The sequence below is a fragment of the Sphingomonas turrisvirgatae genome (genome assembly GCF_001721295.1).
GTDB classification, from domain to species: Bacteria; Pseudomonadota; Alphaproteobacteria; order Sphingomonadales; family Sphingomonadaceae; genus Sphingomonas; species Sphingomonas turrisvirgatae.
This window is the reverse complement of the sequence record NZ_MDDS01000082.1, coordinates 1-442: the sequence shown is the minus strand read 5'-3', so window position 1 is coordinate 442 and position 442 is coordinate 1. Positions and strand designations below refer to the sequence as shown.

Sequence of the window (442 nt, the reverse complement as noted above, 5' to 3'; positions counted from 1 at the left end):
GTCTTCAGGAATCGTGATCGCACCAATCAGGTCTGCAGGGACTGTATCAACCGTTACTGTCACGTCTGCATCTGCAACATCAACGTTACCTTGTGCATCCACTGCTTCGGCATGGATCGCTACAGGGCCTTCGCCTGTCACAGGAATCGCTGCGGTGATGAAGCCGTTTGCAAGGTCAGCTGCTGTCACGGTGTAGTTCACACCATTGACATTCACCACTGTGCCGTCAAGCGCATCTGGTCCCAACGCCACTTGTGCATTGAAGGTGCCGTCTGTGCCTAGCTCGTCTGCATTTAAGATACCGTCGCCATTTAAGTCTTCAGGAATCGTGATCGCACCAATCAGGTCTGCAGGGACTGTATCAACCGTTACTGTCACGTCTGCATCTGCAACATCAACGTTACCTTGTGCATCCACTGCTTCTGCATGGATCGCTACAGGG

At 52.5% G+C, this 442-nt stretch carries 1 protein-coding gene; it reads right to left on the bottom strand.

Going from position 1 to position 442, the window contains the following annotated elements:
- Positions 1-442 (bottom strand): hypothetical protein (locus tag BFL28_RS20430; protein ID WP_119184650.1); only part of this gene is annotated, 442 nt, incomplete at both ends.